At 32.7% G+C, this 26,055-nt stretch carries 18 protein-coding genes; 6 read left to right on the forward strand and 12 right to left on the reverse strand.

The features are described from left to right. Positions 1–110: 110 nt before the first annotated feature. Positions 111–593, reverse strand: a complete 483-nt coding sequence (locus DK442_RS04165; protein ID WP_109434596.1) for a YdeI/OmpD-associated family protein — start codon at positions 591–593, stop codon at positions 111–113. A 416-nt stretch (positions 594–1,009) separates the two neighbouring features. On the opposite strand from DK442_RS04165, the gene DK442_RS04170 reads away from it, so the two are divergent. Next, positions 1,010–4,249, forward strand: a complete 3,240-nt coding sequence (locus DK442_RS04170; RefSeq protein ID WP_109434597.1) for a M36 family metallopeptidase — start codon at positions 1,010–1,012, stop codon at positions 4,247–4,249. A 769-nt stretch (positions 4,250–5,018) separates the two neighbouring features. Beyond that, positions 5,019–8,102, forward strand: a complete 3,084-nt coding sequence (locus DK442_RS04175; protein ID WP_109434598.1) for a fibronectin type III domain-containing protein — start codon at positions 5,019–5,021, stop codon at positions 8,100–8,102. Between the two features lie 73 nt (positions 8,103–8,175). Here the strand turns inward: DK442_RS04175 and DK442_RS04180 are convergent, their stop codons facing one another. The 3 genes from DK442_RS04180 to DK442_RS04190 all read right to left on the reverse strand — a co-directional run bounded on the left by DK442_RS04180 (position 8,176) and on the right by DK442_RS04190 (position 11,923). After that, positions 8,176–9,081 carry an AraC family transcriptional regulator gene (locus DK442_RS04180; protein WP_235010903.1) on the reverse strand — a complete coding sequence of 302 codons (906 nt, stop codon included), beginning with the start codon at positions 9,079–9,081 and terminating at the stop codon, positions 8,176–8,178. Between the two features lie 133 nt (positions 9,082–9,214). After that, positions 9,215–10,060, reverse strand: coding sequence for an SDR family oxidoreductase (locus DK442_RS04185; protein WP_109434600.1), 846 nt, complete (start codon positions 10,058–10,060; stop codon positions 9,215–9,217). A gap of 648 nt (positions 10,061–10,708) precedes the next feature. Beyond that, positions 10,709–11,923, reverse strand: coding sequence for a bifunctional alpha/beta hydrolase/OsmC family protein (locus DK442_RS04190; protein WP_109434601.1), 1,215 nt, complete (start codon positions 11,921–11,923; stop codon positions 10,709–10,711). Positions 11,924–12,106: 183 nt separating this feature from the next. On the opposite strand from DK442_RS04190, the gene DK442_RS28090 reads away from it, so the two are divergent. Further along, positions 12,107–12,262 (forward strand): hypothetical protein, encoded by a 156-nt coding sequence (locus DK442_RS28090; RefSeq protein ID WP_160114042.1) that lies wholly within the window; start codon positions 12,107–12,109, stop codon positions 12,260–12,262. 166 nt (positions 12,263–12,428) lie between these two features. Here DK442_RS28090 and DK442_RS04195 read toward each other — a convergent pair whose 3' ends face one another. The 4 genes from DK442_RS04195 to DK442_RS04210 form a co-directional block, all read right to left on the reverse strand. Next, positions 12,429–13,004: a cysteine hydrolase family protein gene (locus DK442_RS04195; protein ID WP_109434602.1), complete on the reverse strand. Its 576-nt coding sequence runs from the start codon at positions 13,002–13,004 to the stop codon at positions 12,429–12,431. Further along, positions 13,004–13,693 carry a DUF2490 domain-containing protein gene (locus tag DK442_RS04200; RefSeq protein ID WP_109434603.1) on the reverse strand — a complete coding sequence of 230 codons (690 nt, stop codon included), beginning with the start codon at positions 13,691–13,693 and terminating at the stop codon, positions 13,004–13,006. Before DK442_RS04200 ends, DK442_RS04195 begins: the two co-directional genes overlap by 1 nt. A gap of 130 nt (positions 13,694–13,823) precedes the next feature. After that, a complete protein-coding gene (locus tag DK442_RS04205) occupies positions 13,824–14,534 on the reverse strand; it encodes a LytTR family DNA-binding domain-containing protein (RefSeq protein WP_109434604.1) in 711 nt (236 codons plus the stop codon). Next, complete coding sequence (locus DK442_RS04210) at positions 14,531–15,571, reverse strand: sensor histidine kinase (protein ID WP_109434605.1); 1,041 nt, start codon at positions 15,569–15,571, stop codon at positions 14,531–14,533. Before DK442_RS04210 ends, DK442_RS04205 begins: the two co-directional genes overlap by 4 nt. 202 nt (positions 15,572–15,773) lie before the next feature. Here DK442_RS04210 and DK442_RS04215 point away from each other — a divergent pair, with 202 nt between their 5' ends. Further along, a complete protein-coding gene (locus DK442_RS04215) occupies positions 15,774–17,063 on the forward strand; it encodes a hypothetical protein (RefSeq protein WP_109434606.1) in 1,290 nt (429 codons plus the stop codon). A 47-nt stretch (positions 17,064–17,110) separates the two neighbouring features. Continuing rightward, positions 17,111–17,941 carry a DUF5694 domain-containing protein gene (locus tag DK442_RS04220; protein WP_109434607.1) on the forward strand — a complete coding sequence of 277 codons (831 nt, stop codon included), beginning with the start codon at positions 17,111–17,113 and terminating at the stop codon, positions 17,939–17,941. Between the two features lie 74 nt (positions 17,942–18,015). Here the strand turns inward: DK442_RS04220 and DK442_RS04225 are convergent, their stop codons facing one another. From DK442_RS04225 to DK442_RS04235, 3 genes are read right to left on the reverse strand one after another with little or no spacing between them, the layout of a single operon-like run. Next, complete coding sequence (locus tag DK442_RS04225; RefSeq protein ID WP_109434608.1) at positions 18,016–19,968, reverse strand: S9 family peptidase; 1,953 nt, start codon at positions 19,966–19,968, stop codon at positions 18,016–18,018. Between the two features lie 19 nt (positions 19,969–19,987). Beyond that, positions 19,988–23,206 carry a hypothetical protein gene (locus tag DK442_RS04230; RefSeq protein ID WP_109434609.1) on the reverse strand — a complete coding sequence of 1,073 codons (3,219 nt, stop codon included), beginning with the start codon at positions 23,204–23,206 and terminating at the stop codon, positions 19,988–19,990. Between the two features lie 19 nt (positions 23,207–23,225). Further along, positions 23,226–23,999: an MBL fold metallo-hydrolase gene (locus DK442_RS04235; protein ID WP_160114043.1), complete on the reverse strand. Its 774-nt coding sequence runs from the start codon at positions 23,997–23,999 to the stop codon at positions 23,226–23,228. A gap of 113 nt (positions 24,000–24,112) precedes the next feature. Between DK442_RS04235 and DK442_RS04240 the strand changes: the two genes are divergently transcribed. Beyond that, positions 24,113–24,346, forward strand: coding sequence for a hypothetical protein (locus DK442_RS04240; RefSeq protein WP_109434611.1), 234 nt, complete (start codon positions 24,113–24,115; stop codon positions 24,344–24,346). A gap of 50 nt (positions 24,347–24,396) precedes the next feature. On the opposite strand, the gene DK442_RS04245 is transcribed toward DK442_RS04240, so the two are convergent. Continuing rightward, entirely contained in the window at positions 24,397–25,866 is a 1,470-nt protein-coding gene (locus DK442_RS04245; RefSeq protein WP_109434612.1) for a DASS family sodium-coupled anion symporter, read from the reverse strand. Between the last annotated feature and the right edge of the window lie 189 nt (positions 25,867–26,055).

The following is a 26,055-nucleotide window of genomic DNA, read 5'->3' on the forward strand; positions in this document are numbered from 1 at the left end:
CGTAAAATGCTTATATGTTAAACGTTTTATGCATAGTGTAACTATTGTGAAAATTAAGAATAAATGGATTGGTATGATATCATTATAAAATAGAAATATCATTCAGTGCGTTATAGTCTTTTTATTAATTCTTTATGATCTCTAATTCCTAGTTTTAAGTTTTCTGTAATGATAAGTGCTTTGTCGATACGATTTTGAGTGTTTCTTATTTTTAAAATATAATAGATTATACTTCGTTTTTTACCAGCAGTAAGGGTGTCAAAAATCTGCAGAGCTTCTGGATCACTTTGCAATACTGCTTCGAACTCTTCTGGTATTTCTACACCATATTTAGAAGTATCTTCTAATAATCGTACGGTAAAATAATCAGAAGGAAAAACACCTAATTTTTTCTGATTTTGTTTGTTAAAAGTGATATGATACCTTTCTTTTATTTTTTGCAATGCTGCGTGAAATTGCACTGATTTTTCTTTGAAAACAATTTCAACAACTACTCTTTTATAGCCTTCATTTAAATAATGATTTGCTATCTGATCTGGGACTATAATACTATGACTAGATTGAAGAGAGGTTTCAAACGTCTTGATTTTCATTGTTTTAATTTTAAAAAAAGTAACTTGAATTAGTCATAAATCATAATTTAGGAATAACCTGTTTAGACTTTGAAGAATTTTGTTAATCAAAATTTGTCTTTTTGTTAAGATAACTAACGTTAGTTATAAAAAAAACAAAATTAATTTCGACATGTTTACCGTAATGCAAAAAAGGCATTTTTATTCTTTTGGATTTCTTTTATAATTTTTTCTTAAAACATTTTTAATTAGAGTGTCAATGTTTATAAAGGTTAACAGAAATGTCGTCTCTTGAATGTTGTATTTTAACAATATGTGTAAAAATAGTTCAATATAAGTGTTAATTTATGGTAATTTAATACACTATTGTTAAGTATAATCATAAACATTCTAAAAATCGTTAATTTTAGATATCACAAACTCAAAACTTATTTTTTATGAAAAAAGTCTACTCGTTTGCCATTCTATTATTTTTGGTAGGGCAAACAATTCTTGCACAGAATTCGGATGCAATAGTTCGAAGTCACTTTGAAGATTTTAAGACTACGACGTCAAAAAGCTCTTCTTCAATTAACGATTATTCAGAATGGAGAATTACTAGTGAAGCAACTTCATTAAAACCTGGATTAAAACATGTATATGTAAATCAGCTTCACAACAATATTCCAATTGTCGATGGTACTTTTAAATTATCTATTGAAAATGGTCAAATTACTTATCAGATCGATCAATTTATAAAAGATGTAACATCCAAGATAACTTCTGCTAAAGCATCTTCTAATGAAATAGCAGCTATAAATGCGGTTATTAGGGCGCATAATTTACCTTCTGCTCAGAGGCTTTCAAAAACGGTAAATAGTAAGTCTGGAGGATCAGAAATTTATGAATTCAAAGATTCTGGAATCACTATGGAAGGTGAAGCTATCAAAGTACAACAAGTATATAAATTACACAACGATCAACTTAAACTTTGTTGGAATGTGAGTTTATACGAAAAAAGTGGTCAAAATTGGTGGAATAGTTATGTAGATGCAAGTTCAGGGAGCATTATATATGAGGAAAATTGGGTGATCAAATGTAATTTTGATACTCCTGATCACACTTCTCACAATCATAATAATTCAGTGCTTTTTAATAAAGAAGTAGCTACCGTTGCAGAAGCGCCAACTGCCGCTTTAGCACCAGATTCATATAATGTATATGCGATGCCTTTGGCAAGTCCTGATGAAGGAAATCGTACTATTGAAACAAATCCGGCTAATACTACAGCATCACCTTTTGGATGGCATGATACCAATGGAAGCTCAGGAGCTGAGTTTACTATTACAAGAGGTAATAATGTTTGGGCACAGGATGATAGTAATGGAAACAATGGAACAGGATTTTCTCCAAGCGGAGGCGGTAGTCTAGATTTTAGTTTCCCAGTTAATCTAAATCAGCAACCTAGCTCATATAGAGATGCATCAATTACTAATTTGTTTTATTGGAATAATATCATGCACGATGTGTGGTATCAATATGGTTTTGATGAAGCTAGTGGTAATTTCCAGGAAAATAATTATGGTAATGGTGGATCAGGAAGTGATTCTGTAAATGCAGATGCACAAGATGGTAGTGGTACTAATAATGCCAACTTTGCAACACCAGGAGATGGAAGCAATCCAAGAATGCAGATGTTTCTTTGGAATAGAACAAGCCCAGGTAGAGATGGAAGTTTTGATAACATTATTATTGCTCACGAATATGGACATGGTATTTCAACCAGACTTGTAGGAGGGCGTAATACTAATGCACTAGGAGGTTCTGAGCAAATGGGAGAAGGATGGTCTGATTGGTTTGGATTAATGTTAACAATGAAAGCTGGAGACACCGGTACCGATGGAAGAGGTGTTGGTCCTTATGTATTAGGACAACCTATTGATGGAGCAGGAATTCGTCCAACAAGGTATTCTACAAATAGATCTATTAATGATACAGATTATGCAGATATTGGTGGATTAGCAAGACCACACGGAGTTGGGTATGCTTTTGCTACAATTTTATGGGATATGACTTGGGCATTAATTGATGCCGAAGGTTTTGATGCTGATTTCTATAATGGTACAGGAGGTAATAACATAGCAATGGCACTTGTAATAGAAGGATTGAAAAACACGGCGAATAATCCAGGATTTGTTTCTGGACGTGACGGAATTCTTCAGGCTGATCAAGATTTATATGCGGGAAAATATAACTGTTTGATATGGAAAGCTTTTGCAGAACGTGGAGTAGGACAAGATGCGAACGAAAATAATAATGGGGGATCTAATGGTCAAACAGATCAAACGGTTTCTTTTGTAAACCCTTGCGATGATCCGGGACCAGGACCAGGAACAGGAAATTGTTCTGGTGATGTGGCATCATTTCCATTTAGTGAAAGTTTTGAAACTAATTTAGGAGAATGGAAACAAGCCACTTCTGGAGATGATCTTGACTGGACCAGAGATTCTGGAGGAACACCTTCAAACGGAACCGGCCCAGGAAGTGCAATCGATGGTAATTTCTATCTTTATGTAGAAGCATCAGTTACTGGAGCAGGATTCCCTAATAAAAGAGCAATTCTTAATTCACCATGTTTAAATTTTGGTAGTTTGACTTCACCTAGTCTTACATTTCAATATCATATGATAGGTAGTGCAGTTGGTACTTTTACAGTGGAAGCAAGAACTAATAATACAGGAAATTGGACTAGTGTATTTACCCGAACTGGAGCTCAGGGAACAGACTGGAATGCTGCCGATATTGATCTTTCTGCGTATGCAGGAGAGGCTAGTGTACAACTTAGATTTAATGCAGTAACTGGTAATAGCTGGCAAGGAGATATTACAATTGATGCTGTAAGTATTCAAAATGGAACAGTCAACCCTCCAACTGGATGTACTACATTAGACTTTAATGATTTCCAAATCACTCCTTTTTCTAATCAAGATTCTGCTGGTAATTTCTCTATTGTAAATGGAGGTGCTGGATTATCTATGCAAAATAATACCTGGAAGTATATTCCTCTTAATTATACGGTAACTACAAATACTGTCATAGAATTTGAATTTAGTAGTGCAGCTCAAGGTGAAATTCACGGAATTGGTTTCGAAAATGACAATACCTTAACACAAACTCAATATTTTAAAGTTCATGGTACTCAAAATTATGGAGTAACGAACTTTGATAACTATACTAGTGGAACCAGAACATATGTTATTCCGGTAGGAGATTTCTATACAGGTGCAATGGATAGATTAGTGTTTATCAACGATAATGATGCTGGTTCTGGAAATAGCTCAATATTCTCTAATGTGAAAATTTATGAAGGATCTTGTGGTGGATCATTAGCAGAAATAGCAACTTCTGGATTTGGAGGAAATACTCCAATCATAGGAGACGAAGATGAAGATGTTTTATCAAGTATAGCTGTTTTTCCAAATCCGTTAAATAAAGGGGATGTACTTCGAGTATTTATTCCCGGTAAAACAATCTCAGACACTTCGTATTCTATAGTTAACTTAATGGGACAAGTGGTTGGAGAAGGAAAGATTAATAATAACGGTTTTATAAACGTGGACCGCTTGGGTGCAGGCATGTATATGCTTAAAATTCAAAATTCGGGAAGCGAAACAATAAAACGTTTTATTAAGCAATAACCGATTTGTAGAGTAATTTAGGAAAGGTCATCGTATGCGATGACCTTTCTTTTTTTATTAGTTCTCATGTCGTGAGTTGTTTTACTTTTTTTAAAAAATAAGACATTTGCAAACTTAAAATCTCAAAAAATATTGTTTTGATTTCATTGATTAATATCAAGTTTATAATTGACAAAAGCCTATATTTAAATTGTAAGAAGTAACTAATTTTGAAAAAAATAAACTCTTAAACACAAACCTCAAACCAAATCATGAAAACTCACCACCACTTCACTCCAGTAGTATTTATAATGCTTATGTCGAATATCAACATAAGGCGGATTTCAGAACAAAAAAATAAGCAATGTTAATTGGATCTAAATTCAATGTTATGCTTTGTGAAAACTTACGTTAAATGATTTAAGGATACATTAAGAATTTATGTGTGGTAATTTGCTGCTGGCCAATTTTTTAAATTTGAATTCCTTAAAACCTGATGTACTACGATCATGAAAAAAATCTGCTTTCTAATTGCAATAAAATCATGTTTACAATTGAATTCTATAAATGATAAATATGGGTAAATAACAGCCCATAATCTTGGTATATCTAATGTGTGAAATGATTAGATGCAAACTCCTAAAAATATTCAATACCTAATTGTAAAAAACATAACGATTCGATTATAATAGCTTTAAATAATCAATATCTCATAAAAAGTATTTTATGAAAAACAAATCTGATTTTAAAAAACCAATACCTTTTATACAACTAACTTAAACACAAAAAAATGAAAAAGCTCTATTTTTTGTTTGTGATTCTTATGGGATTACAAGCACAAGCGTCCAACGGTAAATATCGATTAACATTAAGAGGTAACCCAGCCACTTCTATTGTTATAGGATGGGATCAGACCTCTGGGAGTAGCCCCACAGTGTATTATGGGACAACCGATTTTGGAACCAATTACAACAGCTATCCCAATTCTAAGACTCCTGATAGAACCGTTTCCTATAAGGGAATGAATAATAATTTTGCCCGTCTTACAGGCTTGACTCCTAATACGGCATATTATTTTGTTATAAGAGATAGTCAGGGAACTAGCCAACGTTTTTGGTTTAAAACGGCACCATCAGATAATAGTAGATTATCTTTTATTGCAGGAGGAGATTCTCGTAATAATAGAACACCACGTAGAAATGCAAATAGTCTGGTTGCAAAATTAAAACCACATGCTGTACTATTTGGTGGTGATATGACTAATGGAGATAGTTCATCAGAATGGAGAGAATGGTTCGATGATTGGCAACTAACAATTGCAAGTGACAATAGAATGTTTCCAATTGTGGCTACAAGAGGAAATCACGAAGATAGTAATAATAGTGTCTATAACCTTTTTGATGTACCTTCTTCAAATGTATATTATGCAATTACTTTTGGTCAAAATTTGGTAAGAACTTATACACTGAATACTGAAATTTCGATTTCAGGAAGCCAAACAACATGGTTGCGAAATGATTTAAATGCAAATCCCAATACAGTTTGGAAAATGGCTCAATATCATAAACCAATGAGACCACATGTTTCTTCCAAGAGAGAAGGGAATAGTCAATATAGTAACTGGGCAAATCTTTTTTATGACAAAGGCGTAAAACTAGTTATAGAATGTGATGCTCATACTGTAAAAACTACATGGCCATTAAGACCAACTACAGGGTCGGGAAATGATGAAGGATTTGTAAGAGATGATACCAATGGGACCGTATATGCAGGAGAAGGTTGCTGGGGAGCACCATTGCGATCTAATAATGATAATAAAAGCTGGACTCGTAATTCTGCTAGATTTAATCAGTTTAAATGGATCTTTGTGGATGAAAATAAAATTGAAACAAGGACTATTAAAGTAGATAATGCATCACAAGTAGGTTCGGTATCTAATAATAATGTGTTTACAATACCAAGTAATCTGGATATTTGGAATCCATCTAATGGAAGTGTAGTAACTATTAATGCTACGGTAACCACTCCAGATACTGAAGCTCCATCAACTCCAACTAACTTAACATCATTAAATGTAACATCAAATACGGCTTCTTTAGATTGGAATGCTTCTACAGATAATGTAGCAGTTTCTGGATATGATATATATCAAGATAATACAAAAATAGGAACTACTAGTACGACAACATATAATGTTACAGGGTTATCTCCTAATACTTCATATGCTTTTAAAATTAAGGCAAAAGATGCGGCAGGTAACGTTTCTGGATTTAGTACTACAGAGAGTGTAACAACGTTAGATGGTTCTACAGCTTTATTTACTGTAGGTATTACAACAGTAGGAACTAGTAATTCTACTCATTCAACACGAAGAGCAATGCCGTATACCTTATCAGAAAATGGGATACTGCAAAGTATTGCTATACATATTGAAGGAGGTACAGGAAATACCCAATTAGGAGTTTATGCAGATAATAATGGAGCTCCGGGTAATAGGATAGGGCAAACTGCTATTACATCAATAAGATCCACCAGAGGATGGCAAACGATAGCATTAGAAAACCCTGTTAATGTAGATAGCGGAGATACTATATGGTTAGCTTGGATTTTTTCTGCGAATCCTGGTGTGGCTTATGTATCAGGCAGCCCTGGAAGATATCAAGCTGATGGAACCAGTTGGTCTTCAAGTGGAGGTAATATGCCATCCAGTTACGGAAATGGAGCTCAAAGCAATTATAGATACTCAGTATATGCAAACTATACAAGAAATACATCAAGTACCACATATACGTTAACTACAAATACCACAGGACAAGGTTCTGTAAGCGGTGCTGGAACATATAATGATGGAAGTTCGGCTACTGTTACTGCAACTCCGGCATCTGGATGGCAATTTGATGGATGGAGTGGAGCATTATCGGGATCAGCAAACCCAGCTAGTCTAACTATGAATACTAATAAAACTGTTACAGCAACCTTCACAGAAACAAATACAGGAGGAGGACAAACAGGAAGTGTAGAAGTTGCTATTAGTAATGGAAGTGATGATGTAGAAGAAGGTGAAAATGGTACTATATATGCTAATAGTAGCGATCTCGAAATGGTTTATGATAGTTATAATAGTAATGGATATCAGAAAATAGGTTTACGTTTTCAATCTGTGGGAATTCCTAAGAATGCTATAATAACCAACGCGTATCTTCAGTTTACAGCAGATGAAAGTAACAGTGCAAGTGCATCTTTAGAGATATCTTTACATAATAGTGGTAATTCGCCAGCATTCTCTTCATCAAATAACGTCTCCGGAAGAAGTGTTTTTTCAGAAAAAGTTACCTGGAATCCACAATCTTGGTCAAGTAATCAAAATGGAAGTGCTCAGCGTTCTCCTAATCTGAAAAGTATGGTACAAAGTTTAGTCAATAACACCAGCTGGGTATCAGGTAATAATGTAAGTTTTATTATTAGAGGTAAAGGAAATAGCTTAACCAGTACATCTGCAAAAAGAGTAGCAGATTCTTATGAAGGAGGTGCGAATAAGGCTGCAAAATTGATCGTAGAATACACAACAAATAGTGCCAGATCTTTAGAGATCGCTAATATACCTTTAAATCAAAAAGAAGCTTTTAATATTCATCCTAATCCATTTGTTAATACTATCGATATTTCAGCATCATTATCAAAATCTAATAGTAACTATACTGTAATTATTTATACCTTACAAGGTAAGGTAGTGCATAAAGAAGGAATTTCATCCGGGTCAAAGAATGAAAGTGTTACGATAACTCCTAAAGTTAATCATTCGGGAATTTATTTGCTTTCAATTAGTGATGAGAATGGTAAGGTAATAGAAACCAAAAGGCTTATCAGGAAATAATAGTCTGAATACATAAAAAACGAATATTTTAAGAACCGCTAATTCTCAATAGAAATAGCGGTTTTTTATTTTTTTAATTAAAAGATTGCCTAAATGTTAAGGGAGAAATTTTTGTTTTATTCTTAAATAGTTTACTAAATGATGCAGGATGTTCAAAACCCAATTCATATGCAATTTCACTAATGCTTAATTCGGTTGTAGAAAGTTTTTCTTTTGCTTTACTAATTAGTTTATTGTGAATATGCTGCTGCGTACTTTGTCCGGTAATTATTTTTAATATAGTACTTAAATAGTTAGGCGAAAGGTTTAAATTTTTGGCAATTTCTGCAACCTTGGGAATTCCTTTAGTAGAAGTATTTTCTTCATTGAAACATTTATTTAGTGTTTCCTCTAATTTTATGAGAATTTGATGATTTGTGATTTTTCGAGTAATAAACTGACGTTCATAATAACGTTCTGCATAGTTGAGTAATAATTCAATCTGAGAAATGATGATACTTTCGCTAAATTTATCAATATTAGATTGATATTCTCTTTGTATATTTTCCAATATGTCTACAATAATATTTTCTTCTTTTTTGGATAGAAAAAGTGCTTCATTAACAGCGTAACCAAAGAAATCATAGTTCTTAATAGTCTTTACTAATGGTGTGCCCCATAAAAAATCTGGATGAATAAGTAATAACCACCCAGATGCATTTACTGTTGCATTTTGATTTATTTCAATTGTAAGAATTTGTTGTGGCGAAACAAAGGCTAAAACGCCTTCATCAAAATCGTATTTTTGTTGACCATAATTAAACTTTTCACTCACATTTCGTTTTAAACCAATTGAATAAAAATTTTGTGTCCATTTAATTTCTTCAGTATCTGTTGGATACTTCACTTTACTGTAATCAATTAGACTAATTAGAGGGTGTTCTGGAGCAGGTAAATTACTATATTTATGAAACTCACTTATGGTTTTAAATTGATACATATTGTTCATTTTTGAAATTTAGTAATCAGTTTTCTTTTCGCAAAATCATCTTTGTTTGTATAGGGTTTTATTTTTAAATTCTCATCGATAGAGAAATCTTTATCCCTGAGTATTCTTTATTTTTTCACATAACTCAATCTTCAAATCCAGTAGATATTCCTAAATTTTGATGCTCTTTCATTGCTTTTTGAATAGCTTCAATTTTTAGATTAGCATAATGATATGCGTCTTCCCCCATAAAAAAATGAACAGGAGGTTTTTCTTGTTCACTTAAAGCGATAAGGACGTCTGTAGCTTTTTCAGGGTCATTGGGTTGATTTCCGTTTATGTCGTTTAAGTGGGCTTGTTCTATTTCGCGAGCTGATGTATATTCTAAAATTGGGTTAGATGGTCTTTGAATAGATCCTTCTGATAAAAAGTTCGTTCTAAAATATCCGGGATAAAGTAAAGTAGTATTAATACCAAAGGGCTTCATTTCTTCTGCAAGTGCTTCGGTAAAACCAGCTACTGCAAATTTTGTAGAACAATAAATACCAAACCCTGCAAAGTTGCCAACATAACCACCAATTGATGCTATATTAAAAATATGCCCAAATTGTTGCTTACGAAGATATTGTGCCACATTACGAATTACATTTATTGAACCAAAGACGTTTACATTAAAATTATTTCTTACTTCTTCTTCTGTAAGCTCTTCTAATGTCCCTATTTGGCTATAACCAGCATTATTGACTACAATATCTATTTGACCAAAACGATCAATTGTATCTTCAATACCTTTTTTTACATTTTTACTTTGAGTGAGGTCCATTTCAATAGGCAGAAAATGTTCATTTTCTTTACCAATTTTGCTTATTAGAGCTTGTTTATTTCTAGAAGTTGCAGCAACATTAAATCCGTTCTCTAATAACTTTTTTACTAATATTAATCCCAAGCCCTTAGACGTGCCTGTAATAAACCATACTTTTTTTGTGTTCATTATTCTTTAGTTTTGAATTATGATACAAAGGTGATTTTATATAGTTTCATTTACTTTTCCAAATCTATGAAAATGATAGCCAAATCTACTTTAGTAAGGATTAGAGTACGGCTATTATTGTTAATATGTTATATAGTAGATTTATTTCCAAAGAGAGGAAATGAATTATATAAATTGTTGTGTGTTGCTTATTTTGGCTCGATATAAATTAATTTTCTAAACCTTCTATCATTTGAAGATTTATGAATTCTTTCTGTACTTCTATTAGTTTACTTAAATAATTTTCTGGGTTTATGTCTCTCTAGTATATACTTCGTTATTCATTTTAATAATGTGAATACTCTAATTGGTAGCGGGGCAAATTCGTTGGTGTCTTTTGCTCGTTTCAACCCAACATTATAGTTTTCTGTTTCTGTATCTCTTTATATCAGATTGATATTCTTAAAATTAACTACAATGTTGAAATGAAAGATATGTGGTCTTTATACTCTGCATCTTTTTAACCTAAAATAATGATTCTTGATCGGTTTAAAATCACAGTATAAGATGTTTTAGCCTCAGAATCATATAACCCTAAATTAATTACCATTTTAGAATACTGTATTTTCTATTTTAAACAATAATTAAATTTAGATACCTTGATAAGGATTAGGGTATCAAATTTGTTATTACTTGCGTTTCACTATGTAATGTTTTATGTACAGGACATTTATCTGCAATTTGTAAGATTCTTGCTATTTGTTTTTCATCAAGATCACCCTCTAATTTGATTTCTCTCTCAAAAGTGTCAATCTTTGCCATAGGATCTTCACAATTTTCACAATCTACAGCATGCGTCTTACTATAGCTGGTGTGTACTTCTACATTTTGGAGATCCCAACCTTTTCTGGCGACATACATTTTTATGGTCATAGCTGTACATGCAGATAAACCTGCGGATACAAGTTCATAAGGAGAGGGGCCAAAATCATGACCTCCAACACTTTCTGGTTCATCTGCAATCATATAGTGATTCCCTACTTTCATCTGGGTAGTATATCCTTCGGCATTACCCAAACTTACAACAACATGATGTTGACTTTTAATTTTTGATTTTTCGGGAATGTCTACATATCGAGAAGACCATTCGGCAATTACTTTTCCGACATAGATAGAATCTTCTTTTCGCATTAGTAAATGATCCGCACCATCCAAAGTAACAAAGCTTTTAGGATGCTTTGCGGCGTGATATATTTCTTCTGCATTTTTTATTCCTACGGTGATATCTTGAGGAGAATGCATCACAAGAATAGCTTTATCTAAACCTTTAGCAACCTGGGGTAATGATTTGGTTTCCAGATCATCAATAAATTGTTTTTTAATGGTAAAATCGCGACCACTTAAATTTACGACAGCCTTACCATTTGCTTCGATCTCTTCTAAGCCACTTTTTAATAAATGTTTTACATGTTTTGGGTTTGAAGGGGCTCCAACTGTTGCTATCGCTTTTATAGAATCAATTGCCGCTGCAGCAAAAATAGAAGCAGCTCCACCAAGTGAGTGCCCAACAATAAGGGTAGGGGCTTTATATTCTTTTTTGAGAAAGTCTGCGGCTGCAATAAGATCCTCTACATTTCCAGAGAAATTAGTGTCTGCAAAATCTCCTTCACTTTCCCCAAGTCCTGTAAAATCAAATCTAAGTACACCAAATCCTTGAGAAGTAAGTCCTCTACTAATATTTCTTACAGCGCCCAGATTTTTATTACAAGTAAAGCAATGTGCAAATAATACAAAATTGTGAGGATGTTGATCTACAGGAAGCTCTAAACGACCAGATAGTGTTTGACCTTCAGAATTGATAAAAGTGACTTTGGATAGGCTCATTTTAAAATTGTTTATGTAAAGAGTCGGTATAACTAAAAAATACTTTCTAAAGATAATTTTTTCAATTTAGAATTGCCTAATTATTATCCTTGAAAAAAACTATAAATAACTCCTAAAACATGTTAATGTTTATCAACCTTTATTTTAATTAATTAAATTTAGATATAACCAAAACTTTATATTATGTTAAAAAAAATTCTTGATTTAAACGGAGTTAACAAATTATCAAACGATCAACTAAAATTTGTAAAAGGGGGACTAGCCTGTGATATGGATAATCCTTGTCCTGGCAATACATATTGTGATTACAGATGGGGAGATGTTGGGTTATGTGTTTGATATTGAAGTATGTCACACATCTTGTAGTATTTAAATACTATTTTAGAAACACTTCTTTTTAAACAATTATTAGTAAAGTGCACATATCATGAAAAATTAAATCTTTCATGATATGTGCACTTTACTTTATTAAGATTTCTTCTCACCCAATAAAGTATAGAGTTAGCTATTCATCAAATAAGTTAAAAAGTGATGCTGTAGATAATACAGTTGCAAATTCATCTTTTAAACTTGCGATAGCAGTATCATGAATAAGTTGTGCGCCATAGTGCTCACCATTTACTCCAACCTTATTAAAAGTGGCAACAGCATCTTCTATTAAATAAGTATTAAAACCAAAATTACCAGCCATTCTCGTAGTCGTAGAAACACAATGATCGGTAGTAAGACCAGCAACCACCAGAGTATCAATATTTTTGTTTTCTAATTGTTCTTTGAGGTTTGTACCAATAAAAGCACTATTTACTTCTTTTTCGATAATAGGCTCATTAGTTAACGGCACTATAAAATCCATGAAATCGTTACCAGGATTGTCTTTTGATAATGGAGAAGAGGGAGTAGTAGAACAATGTTTAATATGAAATACAGGTAATTTCTTCTTACGCCAAAAAGCAAGCAGTTTTTTCATATTAATTTCGGCATCAGGGTTATTGCGCTCGCCACCCCAATATGCTATATCTTCAAAACCTTTTTGAATATCAATTAGCAATAATGCAGAAGTGTTGTCTTTTGAAATACTCATTAGTTTTTTTCTTTTTTTCTAAAGTCGGTATTATAGATCACACCTAACTGCAATCGATCAAAATTAACACCGGTAAAGTGGTTTTTAAGATACCCTAATTGGATACTAAAATTAGATTTTACATTATATCCAACAGCTCCGTATAACCTGTTTTGACCAAAAATTGGCTCCTGTAGGTTAATGAACACTTCATCATATACATTGAGAAACCATTGTTCATTAATAGGGTAGGTGAGCTGTAACCTATATCTTGCTCGGTGTTCGGTGAAATCATCATTTTGTGTACTTATAAATCTTTGCTCAAGACGATATCGGTGTTCAAATTTAAATTTACCGACGCTGTTTTTTAAAATAAACTGTTCGAATATTCGATGTTCATTGGAGTTTTCTTCATCAGGAATATCTTCAAAAGTGCCATCGGTACTAATAAAACCATATCCAAGAGTAGCAATTGCTTTATCATTGATATGATAATTTAACCCGGTCCTTAAGAGTAATTGATTAAATGTGGAAGTCACTTCGTAAAAACGGAATTGCGCTTCAGAATGAATACTAAAGTTATCGCTAATACGATTGGTGCCAAAATACATATACCAGGCACCAAATTCATCCTCGCCATTATCCTGAGCACTCGAGAAATTAATTAAAGAAAGCAATACTAAAAAAAGAAATAGTTTTTTTGTGTTCATGTGTGATTTGTATTTTGAGTTTTTCAAAATTAGGAATTAATTCTGTAGACCATCTGATTTGATAATAAATAAAGAGTGTAAAGATAGAATAAACCAACACCAGTTTTGATATAAAATTATGCTAAAGAAATTACAGTTTTTTTTTGTTGATCATTTCAAAAAAGGATTTGCGATATGTATCACTTATAGGTAATGCTTTATTGACAATATAAGCATGTAAAGAATCGGTTTTGATAATATGATTAATAGATACAATATAGGATTTATGAATCTTAATAAATGTCGTAGAAGGAAGTGTACTTTCTATATGTTTTAGTGTGCTATATGTAATAATTTGTTTGTCTAATAAATGAATCGCTACATAATTTTTTAGCCCCTCGATATAGAGAATCTCATTTATATATACTTTCTCATAATTATTTTTACCATCGGTCTTTACAAATAAGTATTCTTCGGTAGATTTATTTTGATGAATCGAAGATTCTTTCTGCTTAATTTTAAGTACTGCCTGATAAAAACGATCAAACTCAAAAGGTTTTAATAAATAATCAACAGCATTAAGTTCATATCCTTCTATGGCAAATTGAGGATAAGCAGTGGTAAAAATAATCTGTACTTTATCTTTAATAATTTTTGACAACTGAATTCCAGATAAATCCGGCATCTGAATATCAAGAAATACGAGGTCTATATTTTCATTTTCGATATGTTGTAGTGCTTCCAAAGCTTTTGTGGTACTACTGATGAGGTCAAGAAAAGGTACTTTTTCTACATAGTTTTTAAGCAAACGTATTGCTGGCGGTTCATCATCTACAATAAGGCAACGTAAAGATCTGCTCATAATGGAATTTTTAAATAGGCTTCAAAATAAGATTTTTCTTCTTTTTTATGCAATGTAAAATCATTTTTAAAAAGAGCAATTAACCTTTTTTGGACACTAGAATATCCAATTCCCGATGCTGCATAATGCTCTGAAGTAGCAACTCTATTTTTAGTGTTGATTTCTAAGCTTTCTGGTAGGATAGTGATTGTGATATTGGCTACTTCAGAGGTGTCATTTACAATTCCATGTTTAAAAACATTTTCAACAAAATGAATAAGCAGCATGGCAGGTACCTTTTGATTTGTAACAATCCCATGTACCTGGTAATTCACAGCTAGATTATCTTCGTAACGTTTTTGGAAAAAATATATATAACCTTCAATAAACTTAAGATCTTTTTCTAGTGATATACTATCCTGGTGAGCTTCATAAGTAACAAATCGTAAAAGATCAGAAAGCCTATGAATGTCTGCAGCAGTTTTTGGTTGACTTTCTATGAGTTCAGAATAAAAACTATTTAGTGTATTGAATAAGAAGTGAGGTCCCAATTGGGATTTAAGTAATTGTAATTCTGCCTTTTTATTCTCAATTTTTAATTGATGAAGTGTTTCTTTATGGTCTATGAATCTAAAGAAAAGATAGATAGCTGTACTAAAAAGTAGACTTTTAGAGGCATAATAAGAGTTGTCAAAAACATAAAACCCAAAATGTCGAGTACGTTCTACATAATTATGCTGTCCTGTAATGGAGTATAATAGCACTTCTTCTAATACATATCGAATACCGGCAAATAAAAATGCCAGTACAATAATTCCGATACTAAATTTAAGGATGTGCTTTCGCGAAAGCGTAAGAGGGCACAATACTTTATAGTTTAATACGTAAATACTAAAAAAAGTGATATACATAGTGATACCGAATAAATATATAGGGTAATCAAAATATTCTGCCCAACTACTTTTGTTCTTATATATGTAATCACCATATAAATCCATTATGATGATTAATGCACCAAGTATGGTATGATATCTCCAACGGTATTTAAATGCTGTCATGATTCAAAAATAACATTTAGAATATTTAATTTTTCCTTATATGGTTACAATCCCTCTTTTTCTTATACGAAAAGGGTAAACTATACAACCAAATATCTGTTAGCGCAATTATCCCTTTTTTATCCTGCGATTTACCTGTTACATGTAAATTAAAAACCTTTTAGAACACTAACCCTTTATTTTGTTTCAAAATCAAAAAACAATGAAACCAGTTATTATATTTATTACGTTATTTCTATTATTTTCTTGTAAAGAAAAACAATCAGAGCATGTTGTGAGCCAAAGCCAGAATGTAGACAAGATACCCGTTATCGATTCTGCATATGTAGCAACTAAAACAGCTTATTTTAAAATTAAGGATGGAGTTATTGTAGGAGATGGTCGAACAGTGTTGGATACTATTATATCTACATCACAATTTGTGATGTTTGGAGAACGTCATGGTTCAAAAAACACTTCGCAATTGATTACCGCTTTGATTCCAATGTTACATACGGGAGGATTTAATCATACTGCTTTTGAAGTTGGACCATATTCGGCTAAAAAATTGGTCACACTTAGCACTCCACCATCAGAAACGGTGAATAACTTAAGGAAATTTACTTCGCAATATGCCGGCAAAGAGGATAATCAAGTTCCAATTCCATTTTTTGATGGTCTCGAAGATGCATATTTCCTTCAATCCATCCGGGAGCATGATATGGGTATTTGGGGACTAGATCAGGAATATTATTCGTCAACCTTATATTTTATGGATGAATTACTCTCTTTTGTAAAGAATGATGCTGATTATACTATTATTAAATCAGAAAAAGAACAAGCGTCCAAAATAATTGCTTCATGGTATGAGAAGGAGGAGAATTCGGATACTGATATTGATCTTTTTACAGAAATCCAAAAGGAACCTAAAGTGCAACAATATTTGAATCGTTTCAGGAAAAATGAAGCTACCAAAAAAATCATCGAAGATCTAGAAATTAGCTGGGATATTTATTCTCGTTGGCGTAAAGATTCACATGCAGATCGGATAAGTTATATGCGTAATAACTTTTTGAAACATTATCAGCAAGTAGTAAAAATGGAATCTAATCCTAAGGTATTCTTAAAGTTTGGAGGCTTACACGCTTCTAAAATTCTAACTAATAATTGTTATGATTTGGGTAATTTGATTACTGAACTGGCACATCAGAATAATAGCAAAGCAACGATTATAAATTCCTGGAATTATCACTTTATTGATGAAACAGGAACAGAAGTGAATTATTTGAAAAAATATGCTTGGTATTATAAACGCTTAAGAGATCTTATGGTGTTAGGTAAGAGAGATGAATGGACTATTATTGATTTGACAGCTATTCGTGATGATATCCAGAATGGTCGTGTAGCTTTACCTAAAAACGGAGATTATCACCGTATCAAAAGTCTTATAGATGGATATGATTATCAGTTAATTCTTCCATTAGATACAGCAGTGACGCCCAATAAAAACTAATCTAAAAAGTATTAATAAAGATTCATTTAAAAACAAAAAATACAATTATGCGTATCATTATTTTGATAATACTACTCAATTTAAGTGTATTATCTATAGCTCAGGAACAAAAACCTGTTATTAGTGTCTTAGGAATGACCCATTTGCATAACCCAGGTGCTGATGCAGTAAATATGGATATGGGTAATATTCATTCTGATAAGAGACAGGCAGAGTTAAAAGAAGTCATTAGCTTAATTTCTAGGTTTAAACCTACTAAAATTGCCATAGAAATAGATAGAGCAGATACATTATGGAGTGAAACCTATTATAATGATTTTGTGAACAATACACTAGAGAAAACAATACATGAAGATGATAGATCTTTTATGTCAAGTGAAACGGTACAAATATGTTATCCTTTGGCCCAAATGATGAATCATAATAAATTATATGGCATTGATGCTTCTGCAAATTTTAATACTGATGCTGTAATAGCATATGCAGAGAAGCATAACCAAACGGAAGAATTGAAGGAGTTTGAAAACCTAATCCAAACAATGCAAAGTGATGTTGAAGCCATAGCAAAAGGTTCTATTTTGGAAATTATTCAATTCGCAAATTCAGAGAACTTTGACAAGAATTATAATCAAAGATTTTATTTAAAACACCTGATTGGTTTTGGTAAAGATGATCATTATGTGGGTACTCAAGCTGTTTCTGAATGGTATCTTAGAAATTTAAAGATTTTCACCAATCTTCATAGAATTGTTGAGCCAGAAGATAGGGTTTTAGTAATTTATGGAGCCGGACATAAAGATATACTTGTTGATCTTATTAAAGATCGGATAGATTGGGAATATTATGATATTAATCAAGTATTAAATGTTAGTAAATAGTTGCTTTTATAAAAAATGCTCCCTAATTAGATAATTAGGGAGCATTTTTTATTACATTTTCTTAAGTTGTTTTTTTAAGATTCTGAATCTACTTTTTTAGTTTCAGTTTTTCCATCATTTATTATTTCAGAACCTTCCCCTTTTAAATATTTATCTAAGAATTTAAGTACTCTACCATAAGCCTCAATTTGATTTTCTTTTTTTACAAATCCATGACCTTCATCTTCAAACAATACATATTCAACAGGAACACCATTTTTCTTAACTCCTGCTACAATTTCATCAGATTCTACTTTTAAGACTCTTGGATCCTGAGCACCTTGCAATACAATTAATGGTTTTGTAACCTTTTCAGTATGAAAAAGAGGGGAGATTTGTCTTAATCTAACAGAATCAGCAGTATTAGGATTACCCATTTCGGTATATAAAGCATCTTTAAATGATTCCCACCATGGCGGAATACTTTTTAACGTTCTTAACCAATTAGTTACACCAAAGATATTCACACCTACTTTAAATTCTTCGGGAGTATAAGTAAGCGCTGCCATTGTCATATATCCTCCATAAGAACCGCCGATAATTCCTATTTTGTTAGCATCAATAATATCTTGTTTTGCTAACCAATCTTTCCCAGCAACACAATCTTTTAGATCTTTATCTCCATGATTTTGATCATCCATTTTGAAAAACGTTTTACCATAACCACTACTCCCTCTATTATTAACAGCTAATATAGCATATCCATGATTTACCAGATATTGAATTGTAGAGTTAAATCCTTGTCTAGATTGTCCGCCTGGTCCACCATGAACCCATACTAATGCGGGAACTTTGTTATCTGCATTAGCTTGCTTAGGTTTGTAATAGATCGCAGGGACTTCTAATCCGTCGAAGGATTTAAAACGAACAACCTCAGAAGTTACAAGATGATCGGCATTGATATCTTTATTAAGAACGTCGGTTAATTTAAAATACTCTTTAGATGTGAGGTCATAAGCATATGAATTGGTAGGAGTATTTGACCCACCCACACTAAGTATAGCCATAGTTTCATCTCTGGAAAATGAAGCTCTATTAATTTGTTGATTTTCTATTGAAGGAAAATCAACTGTTTTGCCGGTTGCAACTTCTTTTACATCCATTACCGTTTTAGCGTCTTCATTGGTAAGCATGATTTGGTATTTTCCGTTTCGAGTAAAATAAAACGTGGAAATATCCCAATCTTTTTCTACTACTTTTTCTTTAGTACCATCCTCAAGATTATACTTCATTAAATAACTGAATTCGGCACTATCGTCTGTTGTATAGTATAGAGATTTACCATCTGGAGAAAAATCCTGAGGAGAGTTGCCACTTATGTTTTCGTTGATTTTAATTTGCTCTTTGGTATTTGTATTCATCAAAAACAAATCATTATCGTTAGTGTTGATCGGTTTGGTAAGAGCTATATATTTTCGATCTTCTGACATACCTCCAAACTGCATTCCATCCTCGTTTTTATATATCAATTTTGATGTAAAGGTGTTAATATTCATTTCATAGTGATCCATGAATTTTGGATTTCGTTCATTACTACCATAGAAGAAACTTTTTCCATCTTTTGACCATCCCCTAAATAATGCCCTTACATTTTTTTCAGGAGTCAAACGTTTTATTCCAGAACTATCTTTTACAAAGATTTTGAATATTTCATCTCCATTGCCATCCATTCTAAATAAAATTCTATCATCTTCGGGAAAGTAAGATATGCCAAAAATAGAAGCACTATCAGATTTGGTAACCGGTATGAATTCGCCTCCTTTTGCAGAAACAGTATACATATTATAAATTCCTGATCGGTTACTGGTCATGAGCACTTTGGACTTGTCATTAGAAAATCCATTAGTAAAGGCATTCTCATTATTCATGAACTGCTCTATCGAATATTGGTCAATTTTAATAGGTTGTTGAGCTATTTCTTCTTTCTTTTCCTGTTTACAGGAATAGAGTAGAAGTGCTCCTATACTAAGTAAGATTAGTTTTTTCATCTATTATATAGTTTAGTTATTATTCTAAAACAAAATTCTTCGCTTCTTTAAAAGGAGAAACTTCTAATTTTTCGATTGCTTCACGATATGGTTTCCAATCACTATTAAAGAAGGTATTGGTTTTGTTTAAAGCATCTTGTAATGCATCTTTTGCATGTTTTATAAGCGTATTCTCTGTTGAAGTAAGTCCATTCTGACGACTACCAGAATACCAGCTTGCTGTTCCCAAACGCTGCATAACAGTAACTTCTGGGTTACGAGTGATTCCCTGACGCTTATCTTCTTTACCAATGTAAATCGCAATTACGCTATCAATTTTCTTAGAAATATCCTTAGACAGTTTGATTTGATCTTTGAATTTCTTTTTATCTAATTTTTGAAATTCTTTTTGATACTTAGAGGCTATATCTTTACTCTCAACCAATTGCTTTACAGCATCTGCAGCTGTTTGTTGCATTTTTTCTAAATCTTTCGAAATAGTATATATTTCATTAATGCTTTTCTGAGAAACTTTTAATCTAGGATCAGATTGTACTTCTACCATAGTTTCCGATTTTTGATCACCATATTCTATAACCAGTTTGTATTTTCCTGGTTTAACGCTAACGCCTCCTGGTTCGCGATCTTTTTTCTGTATTTTTCTTGAAGGCCGATCCGCGCCTTTTTCATCCATAAACCAGGTAGTCTTATATATCCCTGTAGAATCAGGAGTTTTCTTTTTTAATGTTCTGATTAAACGATCTCCATCATAAAACTTAAAATGAATAGAGTCCCATTTTATTTTAGCTTCTTCTTTTTCATCCTCTTCTGGATCTTCTTCCTCTTTTTTGCCCTCGGTTTTATCAGAGTTTTCTTCTTTCTTTTTTTCTACCTGGATATAATACGATATCAATGAGCCATAGTCTTTATTTTCACCATTATACACAGCATCTCCACCAAAACGACTTCCTGTAGGTTGCTGATATGCTGCTTGATATGCTATTGATGGTTCAAATACCTGAAGTTTTTGGTTTAAAACGGCACTATTTTTGGCTAAAGCTCTTAGCGGTTTAATATCATCTAATACCCATGCAGCTCTTCCAAAAGTTCCAATAACAAGATCGTGTTCTCTGGACTGAATAGCTAAATCTTTTACAGGAACAGTAGGGAATCCTTTAGTCCATTTTGTCCATTTATTTCCAGCATTAAGGGATATATACAATCCGTCATCAGTACCTAAAAACATTAAGTTTTTTTCGATAGGATCTTCTATAATGCACAACGCATAGCTTTTTACGTCATTTTGATCTACAATACGTTCCCAAGTTTTACCATAATCTCTGGTTCTGTATGCATAAGGTGTATAGTTAAATCTACGATAATCATTAACAACAAGAAGTGCTTCTCCTTTATTTTTATTTGATGCTTTTATTTGTACAATCCAACTTCCTTGAGGCAATCCTTTTATGTTTTTAGAAACGTCGGTCCAATTTGTTCCTCCATTTTGAGTGATATGTAAACGTCCATCATCAGTACCAACCCAAAGCATATTTTGCTCTAATGGAGAAGGCTCGACTACTAAAACAGTACAGTGATTTTCTGCTCCTGTTGCATCCATAGTTAATCCACCACTTTCTGCTTGTTTTAATTTTTCTGGATTATTAGTTGTTAGATCGGGTGATATTACTGTCCAGGTAAGCCCTTTGTCAGTGCTTTTATGTACGAATTGACTTCCAAAATAAATGGTACTATTATCAAATGGATCAATATTGATTGCAGCATTCCAGTTAAAACGTAGTTCTACTTTTGGATCTGAATGTGTAGGGCGAACTATATAATTATTTCCTGTCATCCAATCATATCGACTCACAAACCCTTGTTGACTCATTGACCATCCATATCTTGAGTCATCCTTATCCGGTACTACGTCAAAACCATCTCCAAAAGAAATTTCCTGCCAGTAAGAGTTTCGTATTCCTTGAGCTTTCCAAACATAAGCAGGACCTCTCCAACTACCATTATCTTGCATACCTCCATATACGTTATAAGGAAACTCATTATCTACATTAATATGATAAAACTGTGCTACAGGTAGATTACCTATAAAACGCCAGGTTTTACCACCATCACGAGTTATGTTTAAACCACCATCATTACCATCAATCATATAACTTCCATCATTAGGATGAATCCACCATGCGTGATGATCAGGATGTACACCATTATCTACACCATATGCAGGCATTAACTGAGAAAAGTTCTTACCTCCGTCTTCAGAAACATTCACATAAGTAAATACAGAGTATACTCTATTTTCATTTTGGGGATCGACAAATATATCTGAGTAATAAAATGGACGATTACCGATATCTTTTTTGTCATTTACTTTTTCCCATTTAAATCCTCCATCTGTCGATTTATATAATGCGTTCTTTTTGGCTTCAATCAATGCATATATAATATTAGTTTTATTAGGCGCTATTGCCAGTCCAATTCGACCTAATTCTCCCTTTGGTAATCCATCTTTATCTGTTCTTTCTTCCCAGGTTTTACCTCCATTATGAGTTATATAAAGACCAGAGCCTTCACCACCAGATTTAAAAAACCAAGGATCACGTTTATGTTCCCACATAGCGGCAACTAATTTGTTAGGGTTTTTTGGGTCTATTACCAAATCTGCAGCACCTGTTTTGTTATTATTAAATAAGATTTTCGACCATGTAACTCCTCCATCGGTAGTTTTAAAAATACCTCTTTCTGGATGTTCTCCCCAGGGAGAACCAATAGCAGCAACATAGACGACATTTGGATTAGTAGGATCAATAATTACTTTATGAATATGGCGGGTTTGTTCTAAACCCATGAGTTCCCAGTTTTTACCTCCATCTAGCGATCTGTAAATACCAAAACCTCCATTAAGACTATTTCTCGGATTTCCTTCTCCTGTTCCTACCCAAATTACCGAAGGGTTTGATTGCTGAATCGCAACAGATCCTATGGATGCAGTAGCTTCATTATCAAAAATAGGCTCCCATTTAATACCTCCCGAAGTAGATTTCCATAGACCTCCTGATGCTGTTCCTGCATATATAATATCAGGATTAGAAGTAACTACATCGATGGACGTGACACGTCCACTCATACCTCCCGGACCTATATTACGAGGAGTACCATCTTTTATAAGATCCATGGTGAATGTTTGTGCAGATACAGAAGAAATTATACCTAGGAATAGCAATAAAAATATTTGTTTTTTCATTTTGTCAAATGTGTGTTAATTATAGTTGTATTTGTTGTTCTAATGTGGTAAGAAAGTTGATGCTTGGATATCTTTTTTTTAATTCTGATAAATTTTTCTCTTTTACTCTTGGCGAAATATGAGTGGCAATTATTTGTTTTGGATTGATATATTTCTTGATCAATTCTGAAGCATTATCAGGTAACAACATCCAGTATGGAAGAATAGCAATATCTATAGTTTCTTCCTGTAATTTTAATTGATTAAACAAGTTAATTTCTTCAAGCCAGTTGGTGTCGCCTACATGAAGAATGTTTTTGTCATTTATATTTACAATATAACCCACATTTTCAACTGAGATATGTCTTTCTCCTGCATGATTTATTTTAAGACTTGTGATTGTAATCTCTTCTAATGTAGAAGTTTGCTTGCTATAATTGTCCGTTTTTATTGTAATTACTCTTTCTTCAAATTCAGAAAAGTTCTTGGTAACCTGACTAGCTGCAAAAAGGAACGCTTTTGTATTGGATTCTAAATATTCCTTTGTGAGTTGTTCGCTAAAATGATCTCCATGATAGTGCGTAAATAGAATGGCATTAGGTTTTAAATCGGTAGTAATCTTATCGACTAATTTTTTAGAAGGAAATAAATAATCATCACCATATTTTGTATGCAAGCCATCAATTAAAACAGAAGATTTTCCTCCAGAAATAAATACTCCCATATTGCCCGTATAAGTGAGCATTATGTTTTCTTGCGAAATGCCAGAGACATATAGTAGAAAACTAGTGAAAAGAACGAGTAATTTTGGCACTTTTTGACAGGTTTACTTAGAAGTCTCTAAAGTAAATAAAATGAAAATGCTAAAGTCTTAAAGGGGTGTTAAGGTGAAATCATCTACATTTGAAGGATAAAACCGCGGTAAAAATGAAATTTATAGAACTCACACTGAAAAGTCATATAATTGTACATGGGTTTGATGCTCGTAATCAAGAAATCATAGAAGAGGTACACGTTGAAAAAGCTTCTAGAAAATTAGTAGCAATGGATAGAATCTTATCGGTAAGTGATAAGTATATTTTAATACAATATGCCTATGATCGAATTATATACTGGGAGTATATGGAAAGTTTTGAAGAATTGCAGAGCCTGTTAGAGTAATACTCAGAACAATAATATTATAAAATTAGGAAAAAGTTTTGCGTTATACTTTACTTAAATTCCTGAGGAAAAGATGAAGGTTCAAAATTCCAGAAATAAGGTAATAAGTAGTATGTTATTATTACAATAAGTATAATGGATATTATGTTTAACCAAAATCCTTTTTTCATCATATCAGGAATCGTTAGAAATCCTGAGCCAAATACAACAGCATTGGGAGGAGTTGCCACAGGAAGCATAAATGCACACGAAGCTGCAATAGTAGCTCCTACCATTAATATAAAAGGATGTACATCAAGAGATAGCGACATAGATGCCAGAACAGGCAATAACATTGAAGTAGTGGCAACATTGGATGTGATTTCGGTTAAAAAGTTTACTACTGTGACAATAAATACTAATAGTGTAATAAGGTAAACTCCTTGTAGTAGTGTCATTTGTGTGCCTATCCACATGGCGAGACCAGATGTTTTAAAACCAGCAGCCAAAGCTAACCCTCCACCAAAAAGTAATAAAACTCCCCACGGTAATTTTACTGCAGACTCCCAATTCATCAGAGCTTTTCCTTTTTTACTACTGGGAAGAAGAAAGAGAAGAATTGCAGCAGTTATAGCAATTGTAGTATCATCTATTGCAGAAAAAATAGGTTGTAATAAAAATGATCTGGTAATCCATGCAAAAGCTGTAAATACAAAAACGACTAGTACCAACTTTTCTTCAAAAGATATTTTACCAAGTTCTTTTAGTTGTTTCCTTACCTCGTCTTTTCCTCCGGGAAATTCTTTTTGTTTAAATGTAAATGCTACTTGTACCAAATATCGCCAACAAATAAAAAGCATAAGTGCAGAAATAGGGAGCCCTATGACTATCCAGTTAGTAAACGTAATTTCAAAATCATAAATCTCCTTTATGACACCTGCCAAAATAAGATTGGTAGGAGTCCCAATTAATGAGGCAACTCCGCCAATAGAAGCACTATAAGCAATGGCTAGCATTAGTGCTTTTCCAAATATTTTGTTTTCATTTTCAATGGTATTTGGATTATCCGTAAGCTGGGTAATAATTGCAATTCCTATAGGTAACATCATCACTGATGTTGCAGTATTAGAGATCCACATAGATAAAAAAGCTGTAGCCACCATGAAACCAAGAATCATATTCTTGACATCTGTACCGATAAGATTAATGATATTTAAAGCGATACGTTTATGTAAATTCCATCTTTCTATCCCTATAGCTAATATAAATCCTCCAGCATATAAAAAGACATTGTGATTACCAAATGCAGCGGTAGTTGTTTTAATATCCAATCCCCCTGAAAGTGGAAATAAAACAATTGGTAATAACGAAGTAGCAGCAATAGGAATTGCTTCTGTAATCCACCATATAGCAACCCACAGAGTACTAGCTAATATTGCATTAGCTTCTTTTTTTAAGCCTTCTGGATGAAAAAATAATAGTACAAGAATAAAAATTAAAGGGCCCGAAATAATCCCTATTTTTTTGATACTTATATTCATAGGATAGGGATGCTTATTATGAAATCATAGGATTAATAAATGATTTAATATGAATAGTAAAAGTATGTATAAAAGAATTAAACAATTATATCTTTCAAGAAATATTACTTTCAAAAGTTAAAACTTGTAAATCAAATACATTTTATAATAAGTACACCAAGAAATAAAATACAATGGAAGCCTTGAGAA

It is taken from the genome of Aquimarina sp. AU119, assembly GCF_900312735.1.
In the GTDB taxonomy this organism is placed as follows: domain Bacteria; phylum Bacteroidota; class Bacteroidia; order Flavobacteriales; family Flavobacteriaceae; genus Aquimarina; species Aquimarina algiphila.

Coding starts and splice junctions, on each gene's coding strand:
- DK442_RS04175 (WP_109434598.1), top strand. CDS start 5,019: ATGAAAAAGCTCTATTTTTTGTTTGTGATTCTTATGGGATTACAAGCA.
- DK442_RS04225 (WP_109434608.1), bottom strand. CDS start 19,968: ATGAAAAAACTAATCTTACTTAGTATAGGAGCACTTCTACTCTATTCC.
- DK442_RS04195 (WP_109434602.1), bottom strand. CDS start 13,004: ATGAGTATTTCAAAAGACAACACTTCTGCATTATTGCTAATTGATATT.
- DK442_RS04190 (WP_109434601.1), bottom strand. CDS start 11,923: ATGAGCCTATCCAAAGTCACTTTTATCAATTCTGAAGGTCAAACACTA.
- DK442_RS28090 (WP_160114042.1), top strand. CDS start 12,107: ATGTTAAAAAAAATTCTTGATTTAAACGGAGTTAACAAATTATCAAAC.
- DK442_RS04180 (WP_235010903.1), bottom strand. CDS start 9,081: ATGTATCAATTTAAAACCATAAGTGAGTTTCATAAATATAGTAATTTA.
- DK442_RS04185 (WP_109434600.1), bottom strand. CDS start 10,060: ATGAACACAAAAAAAGTATGGTTTATTACAGGCACGTCTAAGGGCTTG.
- DK442_RS04170 (WP_109434597.1), top strand. CDS start 1,010: ATGAAAAAAGTCTACTCGTTTGCCATTCTATTATTTTTGGTAGGGCAA.
- DK442_RS04245 (WP_109434612.1), bottom strand. CDS start 25,866: ATGAATATAAGTATCAAAAAAATAGGGATTATTTCGGGCCCTTTAATT.
- DK442_RS04240 (WP_109434611.1), top strand. CDS start 24,113: ATGAAATTTATAGAACTCACACTGAAAAGTCATATAATTGTACATGGG.
- DK442_RS04215 (WP_109434606.1), top strand. CDS start 15,774: ATGAAACCAGTTATTATATTTATTACGTTATTTCTATTATTTTCTTGT.
- DK442_RS04210 (WP_109434605.1), bottom strand. CDS start 15,571: ATGACAGCATTTAAATACCGTTGGAGATATCATACCATACTTGGTGCA.
- DK442_RS04230 (WP_109434609.1), bottom strand. CDS start 23,206: ATGAAAAAACAAATATTTTTATTGCTATTCCTAGGTATAATTTCTTCT.
- DK442_RS04165 (WP_109434596.1), bottom strand. CDS start 593: ATGAAAATCAAGACGTTTGAAACCTCTCTTCAATCTAGTCATAGTATT.
- DK442_RS04200 (WP_109434603.1), bottom strand. CDS start 13,693: ATGAACACAAAAAAACTATTTCTTTTTTTAGTATTGCTTTCTTTAATT.
- DK442_RS04205 (WP_109434604.1), bottom strand. CDS start 14,534: ATGAGCAGATCTTTACGTTGCCTTATTGTAGATGATGAACCGCCAGCA.
- DK442_RS04220 (WP_109434607.1), top strand. CDS start 17,111: ATGCGTATCATTATTTTGATAATACTACTCAATTTAAGTGTATTATCT.